Annotated in this window: 13 protein-coding genes and 1 pseudogene; 7 read left to right on the forward strand and 7 right to left on the reverse strand. The window is 64.9% G+C overall.

Going from position 1 to position 16,520, the window contains the following annotated elements; genetic code table 11:
- Positions 1 to 128: 128 nt before the first annotated feature.
- From ACIP9X_RS21615 to ACIP9X_RS21635, 5 genes are all read right to left on the reverse strand, one after another.
- Positions 129 to 4,172 (reverse strand): hypothetical protein, encoded by a 4,044-nt coding sequence (locus tag ACIP9X_RS21615; RefSeq protein WP_400481801.1) that lies wholly within the window; start codon positions 4,170 to 4,172, stop codon positions 129 to 131.
- Positions 4,173 to 4,342: 170 nt separating this feature from the next.
- Complete coding sequence (locus ACIP9X_RS21620; protein WP_400481802.1) at positions 4,343 to 5,095, reverse strand: DUF4157 domain-containing protein; 753 nt, start codon at positions 5,093 to 5,095, stop codon at positions 4,343 to 4,345.
- A 130-nt stretch (positions 5,096 to 5,225) separates the two neighbouring features.
- Complete coding sequence (locus tag ACIP9X_RS21625) at positions 5,226 to 7,307, reverse strand: ATP-binding protein (RefSeq protein WP_400481803.1); 2,082 nt, start codon at positions 7,305 to 7,307, stop codon at positions 5,226 to 5,228.
- 7 nt (positions 7,308 to 7,314) lie between these two features.
- A complete protein-coding gene (locus tag ACIP9X_RS21630) occupies positions 7,315 to 8,097 on the reverse strand; it encodes a DUF4255 domain-containing protein (RefSeq protein ID WP_400481804.1) in 783 nt (260 codons plus the stop codon).
- Between the two features lie 113 nt (positions 8,098 to 8,210).
- Positions 8,211 to 8,816: a LuxR C-terminal-related transcriptional regulator gene (locus tag ACIP9X_RS21635; protein WP_400481805.1), complete on the reverse strand. Its 606-nt coding sequence runs from the start codon at positions 8,814 to 8,816 to the stop codon at positions 8,211 to 8,213.
- A 269-nt stretch (positions 8,817 to 9,085) separates the two neighbouring features.
- On the opposite strand from ACIP9X_RS21635, the gene ACIP9X_RS21640 reads away from it, so the two are divergent.
- The gene (locus ACIP9X_RS21640) at positions 9,086 to 9,898 is read left to right on the forward strand and encodes a hypothetical protein (protein ID WP_400481806.1); all 813 of its coding nucleotides are present in this window, start codon (positions 9,086 to 9,088) and stop codon (positions 9,896 to 9,898) included.
- The gene (locus ACIP9X_RS21645) at positions 9,898 to 10,215 is read left to right on the forward strand and encodes a PAAR domain-containing protein (RefSeq protein ID WP_400481807.1); all 318 of its coding nucleotides are present in this window, start codon (positions 9,898 to 9,900) and stop codon (positions 10,213 to 10,215) included. The genes ACIP9X_RS21640 and ACIP9X_RS21645 overlap by 1 nt, the downstream gene beginning before the upstream one ends.
- A gap of 31 nt (positions 10,216 to 10,246) precedes the next feature.
- Here the strand turns inward: ACIP9X_RS21645 and ACIP9X_RS21650 are convergent, their stop codons facing one another.
- Positions 10,247 to 10,684: a hypothetical protein gene (locus ACIP9X_RS21650; RefSeq protein WP_400481808.1), complete on the reverse strand. Its 438-nt coding sequence runs from the start codon at positions 10,682 to 10,684 to the stop codon at positions 10,247 to 10,249.
- 100 nt (positions 10,685 to 10,784) lie between these two features.
- On the opposite strand from ACIP9X_RS21650, the gene ACIP9X_RS21655 reads away from it, so the two are divergent.
- On the forward strand, positions 10,785 to 10,955 hold the full coding sequence (locus tag ACIP9X_RS21655; RefSeq protein ID WP_400481809.1) for a hypothetical protein: 171 nt from the start codon (positions 10,785 to 10,787) through the stop codon (positions 10,953 to 10,955).
- A gap of 334 nt (positions 10,956 to 11,289) precedes the next feature.
- On the opposite strand, the gene ligD is transcribed toward ACIP9X_RS21655, so the two are convergent.
- Positions 11,290 to 12,312: a non-homologous end-joining DNA ligase gene (ligD, locus tag ACIP9X_RS21660; RefSeq protein ID WP_400481810.1), complete on the reverse strand. Its 1,023-nt coding sequence runs from the start codon at positions 12,310 to 12,312 to the stop codon at positions 11,290 to 11,292.
- Between the two features lie 191 nt (positions 12,313 to 12,503).
- Between ligD and ACIP9X_RS21665 the strand changes: the two genes are divergently transcribed.
- The 4 genes and pseudogenes from ACIP9X_RS21665 to ACIP9X_RS21680 all read left to right on the forward strand — a co-directional run.
- Positions 12,504 to 14,429, forward strand: coding sequence for an alpha-amylase family protein (locus ACIP9X_RS21665; RefSeq protein ID WP_400481811.1), 1,926 nt, complete (start codon positions 12,504 to 12,506; stop codon positions 14,427 to 14,429).
- Positions 14,416 to 15,108 (forward strand): alpha/beta family hydrolase, encoded by a 693-nt coding sequence (locus ACIP9X_RS21670; protein ID WP_400481812.1) that lies wholly within the window; start codon positions 14,416 to 14,418, stop codon positions 15,106 to 15,108. Before ACIP9X_RS21665 ends, ACIP9X_RS21670 begins: the two co-directional genes overlap by 14 nt.
- A gap of 660 nt (positions 15,109 to 15,768) precedes the next feature.
- A pseudogene (locus tag ACIP9X_RS21675) lies at positions 15,769 to 16,122 on the forward strand (M23 family metallopeptidase); the annotation flags it as partial.
- Positions 16,123 to 16,340: 218 nt separating this feature from the next.
- On the forward strand, positions 16,341 to 16,520 hold a 180-nt coding region (locus tag ACIP9X_RS21680; RefSeq protein ID WP_400481813.1), incomplete at its 3' end, for a hypothetical protein.

Below are 16,520 nucleotides of genomic sequence, written 5' to 3' on the forward strand. Positions count from 1 at the left end.
GCGGCCGGCAGAGGACGGCAGCAACGGCTGAATGCGGGCCCACTGCCCATCAGTCAAAACAGAAGTACGAGACACCCTTCAAGCATCCCGAAGAGAATTTAGGAGACACGCCCTAGGCGTGCAAGGCATTAGAGGGCCCAAACCTTCGCAATCTGCTCAAGAACTGTTTGTCGAATCCTTGAATCCGAGCAACGTTGTCGGACTTCCTGGATCGCTTCAGCGAGCGAAAGGCTGGCCGGGAGGTCCGCGCGCTGCCCCTTCCTCAATTCTTGAATGAACTGATCTCGTGCGGAAATGGTCCTGTCTATAGCCCGGGAAACGACTCGGTTGAAGAGTGTTCCCATGCCGTCGAGGGTCGACTTTTCCGAGGGAGTGAGATCCTGCCCCGCCTGAATCTTGGCCCAGAGGACCTCCGCACGCGCAAGAGTTTTCTTGACCCGGTTAATCTCCTCTTGGTCGCTGAAGCGGCCCCGCGCCTTGATTTCTGTCTTGATGTCGGCGATGCGTTTCGGCACAAGAAGCGTTGTGTCCTGCTCATATTGTGAGCTCGCACCACCGGAGCGGGAGTACTTCGGCACCCCCGGCGTCCAGCTACCGACGAGCATCTCAAGGATCGATCCGGGAATTATGTGCTCGGCTTCTAGAGTGCCCAGATCAGCCTTTCGGCCACGCTTGAACTCTTTGTACTCGTCCATCGCCCCAGCAGACTTATCGACAGGTCCAGCGAGTGGATCTACTCCTCCAAGCTTGAATTTCATGCCGAAAATTTCGACCGCTGATGTCAGCCGACGCACGAGGTTACCGGCAAGAGCGTCGGACGCATTCCTACCGAGCGCCTGTACCTGAGCCTCCAGGGATTGGATCTTCTTGATGTGCTCCCGCTGCTCCGACTCGCGGGACAGATACGTGTCGAGCTGGGCGAGCAATTCACGTTCGCCCTTTCCGGCACGACTCTTTCTTGCCCGGATGTTAGTTGAGCGCGCTTTGGCGGCATCAAGCTGTTCGGCACGCTTCTTCACGTCTCCAATGGCCCGCGCCAACTCGGGTGAGATGTATGAGCCGTTTGCCGGCGTCCCGCCCCTATCAGTTTCTGCGGCTGTGGGAATGACCGTGCGCTGCACCTCACCATGCACGGCCCATTTGGTGCCTTGGGGAACCGGTTCGAGTACACCCAATCCATACCGCACTCTAATTACACTGAACACAGGGCTGAGGGCCTTTTCCCCGACTTTCTTCCCTGCAAATTTATTCGCGGCCGCCACTCCGGCGGCCATCCCTTTGTCGAGCTGCTTCTGTTTGCCTTCTGGAGTGTCGTCGCCGCCGCGGATCTTGGCCAGCGCCTTCTGTCCAAGCTTCTTGGCACCCGCGTTCACCTTTCCCGCAAACCCCTTGATCCCGCGAATGATCGGCCGGGCGAGTTTAAGGCCGGTCTTGATCACGAAGTCGAGGGCCTGGTTGACCGGCTTCTGGAGCTTCTGGATGATCTCGCGGATCTTCTGGCCGATGCCACCCAGACCGATCGCGCTGGCCAGGAAGCCGATGAGGATCGGGACCATCTGGCCCAGGACATCGTTGATCTTGTTCACCACACCGCTGACGTTGCCGCGCACGACGTCCGCGACCGAGTCGATGACGGTGTTGACGAACTTCATGATCCGCTCGGCATTGTTGACGAAGAACATCACGACGTCGTAGATCAGTTTGCAAGCCTTGATGAATGCCGCCGCCGGATTGAGCAGACCGATCAGCCACGTGATGCCCGCGGTGATGATCTTCGTGATGACGAAATCCTTCACTTGCGCCAGGATCATGCCCTTGATGTCGCCGAGCTTCTGCAGGAGCATCTGCCACAATCCAGCCAGTCCCTGGCTGGCGAAGACTTGGAAGATCTCCACGCCCTTTTCCACGGCCGCCATCGCCGGCTCGCCGATCTGCTTGACGAGCCGGTTGCGGATGTTGGTCCACGTCAGCCCGAAGATCGAGGCGAGCAGCTTGATGATGCCCTTAATGTCAAAGGTGTCCGGAATCTCGACGCCGCCTTCAGCCAGTGCGCCGAAGAGCCAACCCATCAGACCCTTCTTGAGGTGGCCGAGGATGTTGTCCATGAACTTCAGGATGCCGCCCTTGACGCCCTCGATCAGGTTCCCCAGGAAGGCAACCGGGTTCTTGATGATGTCTCCGACGACGCCGGCCGCCCGGGAGAGCACGTTCTTGAGCATCGCAGCAAGCTCGCGGATGGTGTTGATGATGCCCTTGATCGCACCGATCGCCTTGTCCACGAGGCCCTTGTTCTCCGCCTGCAGCGCCTCGATCCGGTCGTCCAGCCCCTTGCGCGCCTCGACATACTTCGTCGCCAAGGCATCCACTACGGACTCCTGCTTCGCGTTGACGTCACTTTCGAGTTGGGAGAACTTGTCGCCGATCTCCTTGGTGGCTTCGGCCCCGACCTTCTGCAGGTCGGCCGGGAGCCCCTTCACGTACGAGGCGATCTCGGATTTGCCCCTGGCGATCCGCTGCTTTGCCGCCATCAGGTCTGCCCCGACGATATTCGCCACGTCAGAAATGACGCCGTCCATTCGCTGCATGTACAGCTCGCGGCCGGCCTCGTAAAACTCGTTGACCTTGGGCGGCATGCCCGCGATCTTGTCCTTGAGCCAGCGGTACCCGCCCAGCCAGCCGCCGTACCGGTCCTTCTTGTACGCGGACATCTTCGCCTCGACGTACGCCTCAAACGCTGATCGGGCGCCGGCCTCGCCCTTCTCGAACGCAGCTTCTACCTTGGGGTCGATCCCGTCGAGGATCTTCTTCACGTCGGCTTCGGTGGCCGCGAAGATGCCCTGGACCTTCGCCGTGACCTCGGCGCGCTTTGCCTCGTCCTTGGACTTGGTCTTGCCCTTGTCTGCGACCAGGTTGGCCAGCGCCGCTGCCTTGGCGCTCTGCATCCCCGTTACGCCCGCCGCGGTCTCCGCCGAAGCCTCGGCCTTGCCCTGCTGAAGAACCTGCTGCTCCTGCCGGCGGAATTCCGCGGGTGCTGCCTGGGCGTGCTCAGCAGCAGCCTGTCTGTCAGCAAGCCCCTGCTGGAACTCCGGCTCGTTGGACTGCGCCAACTGCTGCTCGGTGACCTCGGCGTCCGCCATCTCCTGGTTGGCCTGATGGGTTCCGGCAGCAAGGTTGACCTGTTCGGCGGGCGCCGGCTTGGGCACAGCCCCGGCGGCCGGAACGGGCGCTGCCTGCCCGGGCTGTTCCTGGGCCATCGGTGTGACCGGCTTCGGGACGGCCTTCGACTGGTCCGGCGGGGCCGCCGTGGCCGCCTCGATGTCCTTGGTCTGGCCCTCCTTGCCCTGCGTGACGAGTCCCTTGACCTGCCCCTTCGCTTCCCCCGCCTTACCGGACTTCTTGTACTCGTCGGCCTCCTGAAGCGTCTTCGGCGACTTCGACTCGATGGCTGCCTTGACCGCAGCGATAAAGGCCTTCTTGTCGAAGGATCCCGCCTGCTGGGCGTCCATGGCGTCGACCTTGGCAGCTTTGGCCTGGCCGGCCAGGTCGTCGGACGGCGGAAGCGCCGCCGCCTGGGCTTCCCTCGCCTTGGAGGCAGCGGAAGGATGTGCCTTTCGTGACTGCGCCAAACCCCTGATATTGCCGGTGACCTGACTGAAGGCAGGATCCTCCTCCGGCCGCACCGGAATTGGAGCCACGGGCGGCTGCAGGAGTTTGTCAGCAGGCAGTGCAAGAGGTGCAAGGGGGACCGCGGTCCCGCCGACGGGCGCCGCCGCGGCTGCGGGAACCTTCCCTCCTGTGGAGCCTTTGCCCGGGCCGCCAGCTTTGGCTCCCGCGGCCTTCCCAAGCGGGCTTACCGCGGGCACCGGTTTAGGCGGCGGCACCGGTTTCTTCCCTGCTACCTGCCCCGGGCCGAATCCCGTCCTTGTCACCGCCAGGGCTGCAGCGGGCGGCTTCGGGCCGTCCAGATCCACGGGCACCCCGGCGGTGCTCGCGGCCTTGAGGCCCTTCTCAACAGTGGCGATAGCGGGATCGCTCTTCCGGATCTCCGTCAGTGCTGCGTCAATCTCAGCGACAGCCTGCTCCCCTGGCGATTTCTGCTTCGCTGCCATGAGCGCACCCACAGCAGCATTACCGGCTTGCCGCTGCAGTGCCAGCACGGTACGGGGATCCATACCGGCCCGGGAACCATCGACTGCCCGCAGTCTGCCTGCGTTCAGCGCACCGCTGACCTCCCTGTTCGCAGTGCCAGTGGCCCAGCGCGAAGCTGTAGGACCGGCGCGCTGCGCCGGCACCTTTCCCGTTTGGCTATGAAAAGCCGTCGACATGGCCTGCGCCGGCCGGATCAGCCGGGCTCTTCCTCTTCGGCCTCGTCGCGCTGGACCGGCGCACCTGCCATGAAGGAACCTTGCGCCGTCTCTTTCTCCTCGTCCTCGTCCTCACGCTGGACCGCTGCATCCTCCGCCTGGCGCTGGACGACGGCGGCACCCGCCTCGGCGCGCTGGACCGCCGGAGCGGCAGGCGCCGACATGGCCCGCTCCGCGGTGGCGGCCGCCTCCCGCTCGAAACGGTCGGAGGGGTCACTGACCCGCACGCCCGTCCCCGTCGCCGTTCCATCAACCGGCCCACTACGCTGCTGGACCACATGGGTGAGTTCATGGGCGAGCATCGTCCGGCCCGCGTCCGAGCCCGGATCATACTTGTCCCGCTGGAAGACGATATTGGAGCCGACCGTGTAAGCATGCGCGTTCACTGAAGTCGCTGAATCATGGGCGGCGCCGCCTGTATGGACACGGACGTCCGAGAAGCTGTGGCCCAGGCGGCCCTCCATGTCGGCCCGCACCGGCTCTTCGAGAGGCTGGCCGCCTCCGGACGAGACGACGTCGAGCACGGGTGACCGTTCCTCTTCCGCGAGGCCGCGGACGCCGCTGTTGCCGACGGCGCGCTGAAGCGCCAGAATCCCCCGGGACCCGACGACGTCGGTCCGGCCGGCTGCCGCCGCCCGGAACAGGACGGCGGAGTCCGCAGTGTCCGCGCGCGCAGGCTTGGTCCGCAGGCTGTCGACATCGGTTTGTTCATGGTCATGGCTGAGCATCATGCATCCCTTTCGTCGGACCTACACCGACGATGCCCCGTGCCTAGCGGGGCTACAAGCGCCACCACGGCGCCGCTAGGGGCAGCTGTTGCTGCCCAAACGGGCAGGATGCCGGAGCTGAGCGCGCCCTCACTCAGCCACCCGGCCGGCCCCCGGTCGAGAGCATTCCCCAGTACGGGCCGAATTCGCTCTCCAGCATCAGCCGCCCCAGCTTGCGGTACTCCCGCTGCACAGCGGTGACAAGATGCCTCATGGTCACCGTGCCGCCGTCCTCCGCTGCGAGATAGGCTGCGGTGATGGCGGCGGAACGGATGGAACCGCCCGCCAGCTCAAAGGCCTTGCCCAGGAATCCGAGGTCGATGTCCGCCGAGCGGTCCAGCGTCCGAAGGCACCTGTCCCACAGCACACTGCGGTGGGCCGCGTCCGGCAAGGGGAAGTCCACCAGGACATCGAGCCGGCGGGTGAAAGCCTCATCGATGTTGGCGCGCAGGTTCGTGGCCAGGACCGCCAGGCCGTCAAAGGTCTCCATACGCTGCAGCAGGTACGCACTTTCGATGTTGGCATAGCGGTCATGGGCGTCCTTGACTTCCGACCGGCGCCCGAAGACAGCATCGGCCTCGTCGAACAGCAGCACTCCGTTAACGCCCGCTGCGGCAGCAAAAATCCGCTCCAGGTTCTTCTCCGTCTCCCCCACGTATTTATCGACGACGGTGGCCAGGTCCACCACGTAAAGGTCCAGTCCCAGCTCCCCGGCTACCACCTCGGCGGACATCGTCTTGCCGGTCCCCGAGTCCCCCGCGAACAGTGCCGCCACCCCGTGCCCGCGGCCGGCTCCGGGACGCATGGACCAGTCGCCGAGCACCCTCTCCCGGTGTTTGGCCCGCAGTGCCACTTCCTGGAGCGCCTGGAGCACGGCGTCGGGCAGAACCAGGTCAGCCCAGCCGACAACCGGTTCCACACGCCGGGCCAGCCGGTCCAGGGCCGAACCGTTCTCGCCGCGCGCCCCCGCCCGCAGATGTTCGCTCGTGGCCCGCCCGTTCTCCGCCAGGGTGGCCTGCACAAGAGCGGCCCCGGCAGCGCGGACAACCTGCTCTGGCCGCAGTCTGAAAGCTGATGTCGCTGCCTCCACTTCCAGCCCGTTGGGAGTCCCAAGGGCCGCCCGCCACAGCTCCAGTCGCTCGCCGGAAGAACTTGCGGGAACGTCAACCAGCAGCGGCGGCCGGCTGGTCCACGCTGGGTCCCACCCAGAGTCGCCTACCAGCAGCACGGGCTGGGGTTCGGCGTGCAGGGCCTCCAGCACTGCGGGATGCCCGGAAACCGCGGCCAGGGGGGCCGCCACAAGCCCTGCACCCCTCAGCCTCGCCTCCCGCACTGCGGCGTCCACCAGTGCAAGCGGTTCACGTTCATTCGCGAGACGGCCCAGATCGAGGTAGATAGCCGGATAGCCGCCAGAACGAAGTGCCTCTGCCGCGAGAATGCGCCCAGATCCCGTGGCCGGTTCCCGCAAATAGGCAATCCGGATACCCGCCCTGAGCGCCCGTGTCAGCGATAGGGCGTTGCCCCACGAGACGTGGGGCGGGGCCGCCAGGACTGCGGCGAGCGCGGGCTCGGGGGCATCGTCACCCAGCAGATGCCCGACAACGCGGTCCGGCACCCTCAGCGCCCTTCCAGGCAGTGGGCGCTCCGGATCCTCGACGGCCAGCAGACCGCCCGAAATGAGCGGGCCAGACAACAGCCGCGCGCGGGCGCCAGCAGCAGACAGCGGTTGGCCACAAAGAGCCAGTGCGACGGCTACCGACGGGCGGCGCCGCGTGACATCGTCGTTCAGGTAGCCAAAGAACTGTTCGAAGCGCGGGTCCAGATCAGCTGCGAGCGCCACCAGCAGAAGGTCAACGTCGAGAGCCGATAATCCGAAAGTGTCTGCAAGCGCCCGCAGCCTCAGCGGGTGACCTGCCTCCTGCGCAGCGTCAGCCAGCGCTTCACATTCGCGTTGCCGTGCTGTGGCTGCGCCGGGCCACCTGTCGTTGCCATCCTCTAGGGAGGACTGCGGACCCTCAAGGAGCCGGTCCACCGCTTCTTCGCTGAGGTACAGCCCCCGGAACGGGTCGTCAGGTTGCGGATCATCCGCTCGTCGCAAAGCCACCAGCGCGCGTATGCGCTCTTCGACTACGCCAACTCTTCCCAGAATGTGCGCAAGGCTCGGATTCTGCCCCATGCGGGGATCACCGGGCCTGCCGCTTGCCGTTGCCCTGGGCGGACGCCGGCGGTGCAACGTGCTGGTGACGGCCTACGTCGGCTCCCCCATTCAGCAGGTCTGCCATGTCAAGGTGCGTGCCTTGCGACGCCGGCGGGCCGGCCTGGTAGACGATGCCTGTATCGACGGGCGCGATGACCACGATGTCGAGCGAGGGCTTCAGCTCCCCGCCCAAAGCGGACCACACGTCGGCGAACGCACGATCCTCCGGCGGGGGAAGACCCACGGTCAGCGGTACTGCGAGCCCGGTTTCCGCCAGCTGGCCAACCACGAGCTCGTCAGGCAGGGCTTCGTACTTGAGGAAACACCGAAGCAGCTGGTCGAGGAGACGATGCTCGTCCTCCGGCCTTTGGGTCCATGCCGTGACGAGGTAGGACAGCTTGTAATGACGGGGCGCCGGGCGTCGGGTCCGGACATGGCCGTCCTCGCCGCGCTGTTCCGATAGACCCCGCTCCCGACGGCGGACGTCCTCCCGGATGTCGTAAAGGTACAGGTTGACCGTTGGCGCATTGCGGCGCGCAGCCCAGTCCTTCGTCGGTGCATCGAAGACGACGTCGACTTCTGAACCGTTGAGAGCGTCGCCCCGGATGAGTGTACGCAGCGCATCATCAACTTGGGCAATCACGTGACCGCCGCCGTCGGCCTGGCGTTCGGCAGCTGCGGCCTCGCCGCAAAGGTGCGACCCGCCGTCGGGATCGCAACTGCTGGTCTTGGTAGGAACAACTGATGACTTCCCCGCTTTGCCGGACATAACGGTCCGCCATGTGGCGGACCGTTATCTCCACGGTGATCGACAGGAGGAACCGCCGGTACCCTGAGCGGGGCAGGCGTCCGGGAACTGCCCCATACCCCTTCGGGCAGTTCCTATATCAGCCCCTCCCGCAGCGCGTACGCCACGGCATGGGAGCGGTTACGCAACTGGAGCCGCGTGGTGACGTCGTGCACAACGTTCTTCACTGTGCGTTCCGAATAGGCAAGTTTCTGCGCGATCTCGCAAGTGTCCAGGCCGTCCGCCAGCAGGCGCAGGACTTCTACTTCACGGGGTGCGAGACCCGTGAACATGATGCCCCGTGGACCAAGGACGTGACGCTGCAGCTTCCCGACCTGGTCAAGCAGGCGGCCCAGCAGATCGGGTGGCACGCTTCCCTCGCCTGCTGCAGCCGCGACAATAACGGAAATGAGCCGGTCCTGCGTCGCTTCGCTGCGTCGAACCAGCCCGACCACACCCGTTTCTACAGCCTTGACGAGGTCCCCGTCATCGAGTCGGCCGGCAACAAGGACCGCCCGCGCGGCGCCCTGCCGCTGCACGATCCGGAGCAGAGTCAGCGCGTCATCGTCTACTGAATCTGCAACCACGACGACGACCCTCGCCTCCGCGTTAGGCGCCCGCACGACGCGGACTTCGGGACGAGCCCGCAGCTCGCTGGCGACTCCGGCTTCGGAAATCGGGTCGCGTGCGTGGACTCTCACAGTGATTGGCTCCATGAATCCTCCCCTCTGAATGTGATGGCAGCGGATGCCGGGCAGCCCCACCAGCGTCCCGAACCCCAATTTGGCAATCCACTGGCACTGAATTTAGCGGACACTTCTCTTCGTGCAGTCAACACAGGCTCAACGGGCAACAGCCGTGCCCGGAAGACCGGCCGCCTGGAGTTCTGTTCAACCTGCACCGCGCCATACCCTCTGATTAATTGCGGGCGAAGTGCGTGTGAAATCCGCTGGCTATGGGAGAAGGGGTCATGAGCACCATTGCAACGCTCGACATTCCCAACCTCAGCGTGGAGGCGGGAGCCGAAGCAACGATCCACCTGACCGTCCGTAACGACAGCGACGTGGTCGAAGAATACGCGCTGCGGGTCGTCGGAGCCGTTGAATCCTGGACCCAGGTGGTACCCGAGAGCGTCTCGCTTTACCCCGGACATGTTGCGACGGCCACCGTGCAGTTCAGGCCTCCCCGGTCGTCCTCTGTTCCCGCCGGGGAGTTCAACTTTGGCCTTCATGTCCTGCCCACGCAGCATCCTGACGATGCGGTGCTGCCGGAAGGAACCGCCGTCGTTCTTCCGTTTGTGGAGACCACAGGCGAACTCATGCCCAGAATGTCCCGGGGCAAACTTGGCGCAAGGCACAACGTGGCCGTGGACAACAGGGGCAACGTCCCCGTCACGGTGGAGCTGGCCGGGTCCGACCCCGGCGATCTGTTGGAGTTCGCGCTGCAGCCTCCGGAGCTGACGATAGAACCGGGAACGGTCAGGTTCACGGCAGCACACGTCCGCCCTGCAGAGAAGATCTGGCGGGGCGTGCCCGCCACTCACGTCTTTGCCGTGACGGCCACCCCGGCGGACGGGGTGCCGGTTCGGCTCGATGGAAGCCATGTTCAAGACCCCGTGCTGCCGTGGAGAACAATCAAGACGCTGGCCATTCTTCTGCTTCTGGCGGTAGCGCTGACGGTGGGGTGGCATCTGATGATCGAGTCAGTACGGGTAAGCGATCCGACAAAGTCGACCGGACTCCCCTGGGCTGCGTTCAGCGTCTTCCCGTACGGCAGTCAGTGATGCCGACAGGTCCAGCTCTCCGGGTCGGAGATACGGCCTTGTGCCCCTTGTCGGACGGCCCCAAACCCCATGCGGGCGGTCCGATCACCCCGGCCGCGGGAGTTCCCAGCGTGCTGATCGGCGGCATGCCGGCGGCTGTAGCCAATGCCCTCCCCGGCGGCATCGTCTGTGTCTCTCCGGCTCCCAACGGGATCGCAGCGGGCAGCCTCACCGTGCTTATAGGCGGATACCCTGCAGCCCGGCTTGGCGACCTGAGCCTTCACGGAACTCCGGTGGCGCCAGGGCCTGGGTGTCCGACGGTCATTATCGGGGGCTGAAACTCCAGTTTAGAAGGTTTCCATATGTGCTCTAGCCCTGACTTACAGCCGGATCAGTGGGATCGCCTGGCGGGGTGGTGCCACCCGAACCGCCCTGCGCAGTCGGCGTGGAAGTGGGCTCGGGAGGGCAGGCCAAAACTGGGTCTACAGTGTCCCTGGCGGGTAAGCTCAGGATCACGGTGACCGAATTATTATGTTCGTCCGGTTCCTCGAAGGCCATCTCCGGGTCGGCCATAACGGTCAATTCGTGCTCTCGACCGAAGTCGCTCGGCCGGACGTTGACGCGCACAAGCGTTGGCTGCGGTTCCGGGCCGGCCACCATTGTCCTCCCATCATCTAGCCCGGCATCGGTGTTCAGCGTTTTGCTCGTCCACTTCACAGGAACTGTCGAGATCTCTTGGCCATCGCTCCGCAGGTCCACGTAGAAGAAGAGACAGTCATTGAGTTGATACCCGCTCGCCACAGCCACGGTGCAAGATTGCGGTGCCACCAAGAAGAAGTCAGTGCCCGTAGCCGGCGCCGGAGACGCGGTGGCGTCCTGAGTCTCCGGCGTCTCAGGAAGACCTGGCGTGCACTTTATGGGCGCCTTCGAAACCGGCGTTGACGTCGTCTCTGTTGGAGTCACACTGACAGGCGGAGAGGCCGTGTCCGACTGGCCCGGCTGGGACCCTGTTCCATCTGTCGTTTCTGCCGGCGACGACGTCTCCGACTGCCCCGATGTACTCGGGGGACTGGTTTGACCCGTGCCGCTCCCTCCTGTTCCGCCCCCGCTGGGAGTGGATTGGGGAAATTCCCGTGCTGTGTAACTCCTTAGAGGCGGGCCACATGCTGTCAGGGTGAATAGCAGAAGGAGCAGTAGTGGGATGCACGTCCTCTTTCGACGAGAAAACATTTCTACTCCGCTCTGGTTCACGTCCCGGCAGCAAGGCTCCGATGCGGCCAGTGTCGGCGCAACAGAATGCTCCAGCAGAAGTCCATAGTCCAGTGCGGACTCAGCGGAAACATGGCCCGAAAAGGCAGAGTTTAGGGCAGGACTTCGTCGTTGTGGTCGATCACCTAGCGATGCCTCGCTGCTTACTCCTGCTTCTTCGCCCGGCTCGGCTGCACGCGCGGCGGCTCGCCGGGCATCTTCGGGTAGTCGGGCGGGAACGGCAGTTCGCCCAGTCCGTCCTTGAGGTCCCGCTCCCACCAGCCAAGCAACGTATCGATCGTCCCGGGCTTGGCGTTTATGTCCGCCCACGGGTCTCCCACGGTCTTCAGCCGTTCCGGGACCGTGAGGATGGTGAAGTCCTTCGGGTTGACGCTGCCCAGTTCATCCCAGCTGATCGGACAGGATACAGCGGCATTAGGAAGCGCGCGGGGACTGTACGCGCCGGCGATGGTGCGGTCACGGTTCGCCTGGTTGAAGTCCACAAAGATGCGCTCGCCCCGCTCCTCCTTCCACCAGTTGGTGGTAACTTGCTCGGGCATTCGCCGTTCGAGCTCGCGGGCGGCGCCGATCACCGCATGGCGGACGTCAAGGAATTCCCACTTAGGCTCGATCGGGGCATATACGTGCAGGCCGCGGTTACCCGACGTCTTGAGGAACGCATCGAGTCCCGCCTCCGCGAGCACCTTCCGCAGTTCCAGCGCGGCGGGAATGGCATCGTCGAAGTCGGTGCCCGGCTGGGGATCCAGGTCGATGCGGAACTGGTCCGGGTTATCGGAATTGTCGGTATGGGACGGCCACGGATGAAAGACCACCGTGTTCATCTGGACGGCCCACACAGCGGCCGCAGGTTCATCGAGGACCAGCATCGGGTGCGAGCGGGCGCTCGGAAAAGTAACTTTCACCGACCGTATGAACTCGGGCGCGCCCTTCGGCGGGTTCTTCGAGAAGAACTGCTCGCCGTCCACGTTGTCCGAGAACCGCTGCAGCGCCACCGGCCGGTCGCCGTTGGCCCTGATGAAGGCCTCTCCCACGTCCACTATGTACCGCGCCAGGTCCAGCTTGGTCAGGCCCAGGTCTGGCCAGAGCACCCGGCTGGGGCTGGAGATGCGCATGTCCCGGGGACCGTTCGGGCCGTCAACTGTCAGGGTGGTCTGTTCGCTGGCCATGGGGACAACCTACCCCGGCCCGCACCGCTCCGTCAGTACCTCCACCCCTGAACCGTCCCCCGGAGCAGCACCTGCCTGCTCGCCGGCGCAAGAAACACCTGCCTCCTTATGGGCAGCCGCCGGTGCATCTGTAAGGATGTGAACTGAGCCGGCGCCGCCTGGTGCCAAGAATCGTCGAAGGGGATCCCTCCATGGTTGAATCCGCCAGTCTGGACCAGGCAGCGGGCCAGCAGTTGCTCAGCGCCGTCTCCGCGCAGGCGGGTTTTCCGCAGGGCAGCCGGGAATGGGCGGACTTCGAGCGGCGGTTCCACCGTTACTTCCCGGACCTGGCCCGGCTGTTCCAATCCCTGTATGGCTCGCGGCCGGACTTCCAGGAACAGCTGGAGACGCTGGTCCTGGAGGCGGCCCTCTCGTGGAAGGATCGGCCCGCAGACCTGAAGCAGATAGACGCCGAGAGAGAAAGCGACAGTGACTGGTTCCAGTCCAACCGCATGCTCGGCGGGGTCTGCTACGTGGACCGGTACGCCGCCGATCTCGACGGCGTCCGCGCCCGGATCCCCTACTTCAAGGAGCTGGGCCTCACCTACCTGCACCTGATGCCGCTCTTCCTGGCCCCGGAACCGCTCTCCGACGGCGGCTACGCCGTGTCCAGCTACCGGGAAGTGAACCCCAAACTCGGGACCATGGAGCAGCTCCGCGACCTTGCGGCCAAGCTGCGCGCCAACGGCATCAGCCTGGTGGTCGACTTCATCTTCAACCACACCTCGAACGAGCATGAGTGGGCCCGCAGGGCCGGCACGGGCGATCCGCGCTTTAGCGACTACTACTGGATTTTCCCGGACCGCACCATGCCGGACGCCTTCGAGCAGAATGTCCGGGAAATCTTCCCGGAGGACCACCCGGGCTCGTTTGTCCAGCTGCCGGACGGGCGCTGGGTGTGGGCCACGTTCCACACGTTCCAGTGGGACCTGAACTATTCGAACCCGGAGGTCTTCCGGGCGATGGCCGGCGAGATGCTCTTCCTCGCTAACCAGGGGGTGGACATCCTGCGCATGGATGCCGTGGCGTTCATCTGGAAGCAGCTTGGCACCACCTGCGAGAACCTGCCGGAGGCACACGCCCTGCTGCGGGCGTTCAACGCCGTGTGCCGGCTCGCGGCGCCGTCGTTGCTCTTCAAGTCCGAGGCCATTGTCCATCCGGACGAAGTGGCCCTGTACATCGATCCGGCTGAATGCCAGATCTCCTACAATCCGCTGCAGATGGCGCTCATCTGGGAGGCCCTGGCCACCCGGGACGCTTCGCTGCTCGCCCAGGCCCTGGAGCGACGCCACAACATCCCGGCCGGCACGTCGTGGGTCAACTACGTGCGCAGCCACGACGACATCGGGTGGACCTTCGCCGACGAGGACGCCGCCGAACTGGGCATCAACGGCTTCGACCACCGTCGCTTCCTGAACTCCTTCTACGTCAACCGATTTCCCGGCAGCTTCGCCCGCGGCGTGCCGTTCCAGGACAACCCGCGCACGGGAGACTGCCGCATCTCCGGAACCACCGCTTCCCTGTGCGGGCTGGAGGACGGCTCGGCCGAGGCCATCCGACGCGTCCTGCTCGCCCATTCGGTGGCCTTCAGCACCGGCGGCATCCCCCTGCTGTACCTGGGTGACGAAGTGGGCCAGCTCAACGATTACGATTACGCCCTTGAGGACGGCCACGGCGCCGACAGCCGCTGGGTGCACCGCCCGCAGTTCCCCGCTGAGCGGTACGCCAACCGGAATGACCCGTCCACCCCGGAGGGGGCCATCTTCGCCGGGCTGCGGAAGATGACCGCGGTGCGGGCCGCCACACCGGAGCTGGCCGGAACGCGCCTGATTCCGTTCAGGACCAACAACCCGGGCGTGCTGGGCTACCAGCGGCCCGGGGACGGATCCGGGATCCTCGCCCTCGCCAACTTCAGTGACGGCCCGCAAGTAATTTCCGCCGAGACACTGTCCGGTTTCCGCGCGGATGCCGTGGACCTTTTCACCGGCCAGCCCGTGCGCATCAAAGAGGGGATAGTCCTGAGGCCGCAGGATTACGCATGGCTGAAGGTGGTCCCGGAGACTCATGCAGGTTCCTGAATCCCCTGTCCCCGAAATACCGGTCACCGTTGCAGTGGGCGACGTCCACGTTTCCGGCGTGTATGCCCGCCCGTCCGCCCCGCTCGCCACACTGTCCGTTGCGCACGGCGCGGGTGCGGGCATGGAGCATCCGTTCATGAGCGGCTTCACGAGGGCACTGTACGACGACGGCGTGGCCACCTTGCGCTTCAACTTCCCCTACCGCGAGGCAGGCAAAAAGTTTCCCGACCGGCCGCCTGCGGCCATCGCCACGTGGCGAGCCGTCATGGACGCGGCCCGGGAGAGATCCGACGGTGAGCCGCTGTGGGCGGCAGGCAAGTCCTTCGGTGGGCGCATGGCGTCCATGGCAGTGGCCGAGGGGATGCCCGCCGCAGGGTTGGTTTATCTTGGCTATCCGCTGCACCCGCCCGGGAAACCGGAGAAGCTGCGGGATGAGCACCTGTATGGCCTGACACTGCCGATGCTGTTCCTGCAGGGCACCCGCGACACCTTCGCGACGCCGCAGCTGCTGGAGGACGTGGTGTCCCGCGTCGGCTCCAACGCCACCCTGCACTGGTGCGAGGGCGGCGACCACTCCTTTGCCGTGGCGGGAAACAAGCGCGGCGCGGCGGAGATCGGTGCGTCGCTGGCCGCACCAGTGGCCCGGTTTCTGCACGCCAACTGCCCCTCCGGTCGCTAGGTCTGACCTCCAGTACAGTGATGCCGCCCTCGGCGGCCAGGCACTGGATGCAGGAGAGGAGCTGCTCGGGCCACGGCCCGGGCAAACTTCCGCGTCCAATAGGGCAATGCGTTCGGGCTGCCGTCAGGATCGGTTTTAAATTTTCCCCCGGTCGTACCTAGGAATTGCGCGTGCCCATTCTCTGACAGGGGTTTAAAGGGGCAAAGCCGAGAAGGCAGGAACAACGGTGGCGGGTTTCCCTGTCCATTATGGGACGCCAAAATGAGTACATGCTCGCCGGGGGCCGAGTTCGTGGGGCAATTTCAGGAGCATTCTGTGGCAGCACAAAGTGGAAGACATGAACCTCAAGCACCGGATTTCGCTGAGAGTAACAGCGTTGGCGGGGTAACGCTCCGAACTCTCTCGGTGGTGCTGGTGCTCGGTTTTGTCTTCTACGCGTTCGGGTTCCAAGGCCCTGTCACTTCAGAACGTCGCCCCGCCGGAGAGGTGAGCCTTTCAGCGCCTCCCACCGGCAGCGAGGAGAACCGTCTTCTGGATCCGAACAATGCTCCCCTAGTAAAGGTGCCCTACCGTCCAGTAATTTCGGGTGGCGGGGCCAGCGGAACCTCTTCCCCGGGAGTGGCTTCTTCGCAGTTGAAACGGCCGCCCAGGGGCTTCCTCATGGCGCCGCTTGAAGAGTTAGTCAGGACGTCTTCGTTCGGGCCGCGGCGTAATCCGATCACGGGTGAGCTCGGTGAAGTTCATTATGGGCAGGATTTCGCCGCCCCTTGCGGAAAGCGCGTTTACGCGGCCGACGCCGGGGTCGTCCGGGCGGCGGGCTGGCACCCGTGGGGAGGCGGCAACAGATTGGAGGTCGACCACGGCAACGGCTTGATAACGACTTATAACCACTTGCTAGCGGTGGCCATGGAGAAGGACCGCAAAGTCCGTGTCGGCCAGGTTATTGCGGAGGTTGGAACTACTGGATCCTCCACAGGGTGTCACCTGCACTTCGAGGTCATAGAGAACAAAGTGCATGTGGACCCGGACCGCTGGAAACTAATCAGCATTCGGCAGCTTGATCAACTGGTGCCTGGCAAAATGATCAGCTATGACCCCGACGCGGTACGAACATTGGGGTGGACCTTTCCTTTCATTTCCGGGAAGAGCTACGGCAAGGGTCTGCCAACTGAGCCCCCCACTCCACCACCGCCGCCACCGCCGGGTTGCACCACCACACCGCTGCCGCCCGAGTGCCCGCAGCCGCCACCGCCACCGCCGGGTTGCACCACCACGCCGCTGCCGCCCGAGTGCCCGCAGCCGCCACCGCCACCGCCACCGCCACCGCCACCGCCGGGTTGCACCACCACGCCGCTGCCGCCCGAGTGCCCGCAGCCGCCACCGCCACCGCCACCGCCACCGCCACCGCCGGG

Source organism: Arthrobacter sp. NPDC093125 (assembly GCF_044754225.1).
Lineage (GTDB): Bacteria > Actinomycetota > Actinomycetes > Actinomycetales > Micrococcaceae > Arthrobacter.

Bases quoted from the DNA above. Each gene is read 5' to 3' on its own strand.
- ligD (WP_400481810.1), bottom strand. From the start codon at position 12,312: ATGGCCAGCGAACAGACCACCCTGACAGTTGACGGCCCGAACGGTCCC.
- ACIP9X_RS21640 (WP_400481806.1), top strand. From the start codon at position 9,086: ATGAGCACCATTGCAACGCTCGACATTCCCAACCTCAGCGTGGAGGCG.
- ACIP9X_RS21670 (WP_400481812.1), top strand. From the start codon at position 14,416: ATGCAGGTTCCTGAATCCCCTGTCCCCGAAATACCGGTCACCGTTGCA.
- ACIP9X_RS21625 (WP_400481803.1), bottom strand. From the start codon at position 7,307: ATGGGGCAGAATCCGAGCCTTGCGCACATTCTGGGAAGAGTTGGCGTA.
- ACIP9X_RS21645 (WP_400481807.1), top strand. From the start codon at position 9,898: ATGCCGACAGGTCCAGCTCTCCGGGTCGGAGATACGGCCTTGTGCCCC.
- ACIP9X_RS21620 (WP_400481802.1), bottom strand. From the start codon at position 5,095: ATGATGCTCAGCCATGACCATGAACAAACCGATGTCGACAGCCTGCGG.
- ACIP9X_RS21630 (WP_400481804.1), bottom strand. From the start codon at position 8,097: ATGTCCGGCAAAGCGGGGAAGTCATCAGTTGTTCCTACCAAGACCAGC.
- ACIP9X_RS21665 (WP_400481811.1), top strand. From the start codon at position 12,504: ATGGTTGAATCCGCCAGTCTGGACCAGGCAGCGGGCCAGCAGTTGCTC.
- ACIP9X_RS21615 (WP_400481801.1), bottom strand. From the start codon at position 4,172: ATGGATCCCCGTACCGTGCTGGCACTGCAGCGGCAAGCCGGTAATGCT.